This window comes from Mycobacterium sp. E1386 (assembly GCF_001672745.1).
Classification (GTDB): Bacteria; Actinomycetota; Actinomycetes; order Mycobacteriales; family Mycobacteriaceae; genus Mycobacterium.
Window position 1 is genome coordinate 1 of the sequence record NZ_LZKH01000034.1, and the last position, 3,580, is coordinate 3,580.

Below are 3,580 nucleotides of genomic sequence, written 5' to 3' on the forward strand. Positions count from 1 at the left end.
ACCTGGCGCACCGACTCGCGGCAGGTGCTGGACCGCTACATCCTGGCCAAGCTCGCCGAACTGCGCGACAACCTCACCCGGGAAATGGACACCTGCGACATCTCCCGGGCCTGCGAGCAGCTGCGCCAGTTCACCGAAGCGTTGACGAATTGGTATGTGCGCCGGTCGCGTTCGCGGTTCTGGGAGGAAGACGCCGACGCCATCGACACCCTGCACACCGTGCTCGAGGTGACGGCCAGGCTGGCCGCGCCGCTGCTTCCGTCGGTCACCGAGATCATCTGGCGTGGCCTCAGCGGCGGGCGCTCGGTGCACCTGACCGACTGGCCGGAAGAAGGGGTGGTGCCCGCAAACCCCGACCTGGTCGCCGCGATGGACCAGGTCCGCGAAGTGTGCTCGGCCGCGTCGTCCCTGCGCAAGGCCAAGAAGCTGCGAGTGCGCCTGCCGCTGCCGAAATTGATTGTGGCGGTGAATGATCCGCAGCGGCTGGCGCCGTTCACCGACCTGATCGCCGACGAGCTCAACGTCAAGAGCGTCGAGCTGACCGACGCCATCGACACCTACGGGCGGTTCGAGCTCACCGTCAATGCCCGGGTGGCCGGTCCGCGGCTGGGCAAGGACGTGCAGGCCGCCATCAAGGCGGTGAAGGCGGGGGAGGGCGTCGTCAACCCCGACGGCACGCTGAGCGCGGGGCCCGCGGTGCTGCAACCCGAGGAGTACAGCTCGCGGCTGGTCGCCGCCGACCCCGAGTTCACCGCGGCGCTGCCCGACGGGGCGGGGTTGGTGGTGCTGGACGGCACCGTCACCCCGGAGCTGGAGGCCGAGGGTTGGGCCAAGGACCGCATCCGCGAGCTGCAGGAGCTGCGCAAGTCGACGGGCCTGGACGTGTCCGACCGGATTTCCGTGGTGATGTCGGTGCCGGGCGAGCGGGCGGACTGGGCGCGCACGCACCGCGACCTGATCGCCGGTGAGATCCTCGCCACCAGCTTCGAATTCGGCGACCCGGCCGACGGCGCGGACATCGGCGACGGCGTCCGGGTGAGCATCGCCAAGGTCTAGCGGCCGTCAGGGGCACATGAAGGCGATCGGGGGGCACGGGTTGGGCCGGATGCCCTCGACGACCGTCCAGGCTCCCACGTAGTGGTAGTCATGGCAGACGCCCATGTCCCAATTGATCGGCACATCGGAGCGCGGCAGGCTCTGGCCGGGGCACCATTGGTGATTGCCGAACGCATCGGCCGCGGCAGTGCCCGTGGCCAGGCCAAGGCCTGACGCCGCGGCGCTGCTCGACAACAGTGCTATCACGATGGCGCGCTTGAGGGTGCTGGTCATGGACTCTTCCTTTCGTTCGTTCGCGGGGCCCGATTTCCGGGCGACTCAGACGGTTAACCGTAGGATCGGCTACCGATCCCAACCCAAATCCGAGCCGGGAGAGTGATTCCCGGCAGGTGAAACGGGGAGAGCCGGGGCCTTCGATCGGTCATCTGCCCAGTGTGCTCAACCGGACGGTCGCGGCGCATGAGGTGTTCACCCCATTTTTGGGCCCGCACCGGTGCCGGTTCAGGGCGTCGTGATCGAGGCCCGTGACTTGGCGTAAGCCGCGGCGGCTTGGGTGCGGTTGCGGACGCCGAGCTTGGCGAGGATCGAACCGACGTGGCGGTTGGCGGTCTTCGGACTTATGAAGAGGACGGCGGCGATGTCGGCGTCGCTGTGGCCGTCGGCGAGCAATTCGAGCACCTCCCGCTCGCGCTCGGTGAGGCCGTCCGGGTCGGCGATCGTCTTCTTCCGGCGGCTGTCAGGGACACGCCCGGTCAGCGCCGCAAGTCGCTGCGCGGCGCGGCGCGCCGCGGCGCGCGCCCCCAACCGGCGAAACGCATCGCGCGCGTCCTCCACGGCGGCGATGTCTCCGCCCAATTGCGCGACGGCCGCGTCGTACGGGCAGCCGCGCCGGGCCCATTCGGCAGCGGCGACCCGCCAATCCCCGCTGGTTTCAAGGTCGTAGGGCGTATGGCCGTCGCCTCCCGGGGCGCCGTCGACCCGGCCACCGGACAACAGGGCCCACCGGCGCAGGCGACCCACCAGCCAAGGATCCGGCCGGCCGGCCGCGGCCGCGGCGAGACCGGTCTCGGCGTGCACGCGCGCCGCATCGTCGTCACCGGACAGCCACGCCGCTTCGGCGTGGGCCGCCCACACGGCACCAAGACGGAAGAGGTCCCGCGGGTCGGGGTCGCCCAGCGCGTCGTCGAGCAGGTCCGCAACCGATTGCTCGCCCCGTCGCGCGTGGATCAACGCGACGGTGATCAGCGGGAGGATTCGCGCGGTGGAGTTCAGCGCCGGCCAGCTTAACAGGTCCTCGGCGCAGGCCAGGGCGTCGTCCCAGTCGCCGCGGTGCATCCGGACAAGCGCGGCCGCTCCGACCGGAAACGGGTGATAGACGTGGATATCGTGGTCCGCGCAGAACTCCGCGGATTCCGGGGTGTAGGCGTCGGCGCGCTCGAGGTCGTGGTGCAGCGCGGCGGTCCAGGACAGCAGCGCCCCGGCGAGGCCGGCGTTTTCGGCCATCCCGTCGGTCGCCATGCTCTCCCGCCATACCGCCTCGAGCTCCTCCCATCCCCCCTCGGCGCGCACCACGCCGGCCAGCGCCTGGAATATCCGGGCCCTGACCACCGCCGCGGGATCTGACAGCTGGGTGCCCAACGCGATGGCCCGGGACGCATAGTCTTCACCTCCCGCCTCGTAGCAGACGGCGGCAAGCTGAGCCATGTTCACCAGCGACCACGCCAGTTGTGAACAGGGACCTACGGTTTCGAGCAGCCGCAGCGAATCGCGCCCGGCCTCGATCGCTTCCGTCCGGCGTCCCAGCGGCCACAGCATGAAGGACAGCCACTGCAGGTCGTCCCCTTCTGCCAGGGCGTCGCCCATGGCGCGCCGCAGCGCGATCGCCTCGCGAAACGATTGCGCGGCAGCGTCGGTGACGCCTGTGTAGTAGCTGGCGATGGCGTGTTGCTCGAGCCATACGACTTTCTCCGCGTCGGCGACGGTTTCGGCGTAACGCAATGCCATCGCATACAGGTCGGCCGCTTCACGGTGAGCTCCCAAAGCCAACGCTCGACGGGCGGCGGCTGGACCATAGGTGATGACCGCGCGCGCCACCCCCGCCTGGTCCGCGTGAAACGCCAACGCTCCCAGCATCTCCGGGGCCGGGGGGTGATCGGACAACGAGGTGAGCACGCGCTCGTGCAACTCGCGGCGCTGATAGTCGGGAATGATGTCGAGCACGGCGCGGCGCGCCAGCTCGTGACGAAAGCCCACGGTGTCGCTGTCGGCGACGAGAATGCCGGCGCTGACGCACTCGGCAAGCCCGTCGGCCGCGGCGGGGCACACCTTCTGCACGAGCGCAATCCGGGGACGGGCGCCGCACACCGCGGCGGCGTGGGCCGTTTCGCGCCCGGCGTCGGAGATTCGCGCAAGCCTGCCCCACACCGCTTCGAACACGGTGCGCGGCAACGCATCGACGGCGAAGACGTCCGAGCCGGCGGCCAGCACCTCGGTCACGTAGAACGGGTTTCCACCGGTGAGCCGG

3 protein-coding genes are annotated in these 3,580 nt (G+C 70.1%); 1 reads left to right on the top strand and 2 read right to left on the bottom strand.

The annotated features are described in order from the left end of the window. Positions 1-1,056, top strand: a 1,056-nt coding sequence (locus A5709_RS04090; protein WP_156767958.1) for a class I tRNA ligase family protein, incomplete at its 5' end; no start/stop codon positions are given. Positions 1,057-1,062: 6 nt separating this feature from the next. Here the strand turns inward: A5709_RS04090 and A5709_RS04095 are convergent. After that, positions 1,063-1,329, bottom strand: a complete 267-nt coding sequence (locus A5709_RS04095) for a hypothetical protein (protein ID WP_067951411.1) — start codon at positions 1,327-1,329, stop codon at positions 1,063-1,065. Positions 1,330-1,557: 228 nt separating this feature from the next. After that, positions 1,558-3,580 (bottom strand): LuxR family transcriptional regulator (locus tag A5709_RS04100; RefSeq protein WP_156767959.1); only part of this gene is annotated, 2,023 nt, incomplete at its 5' end.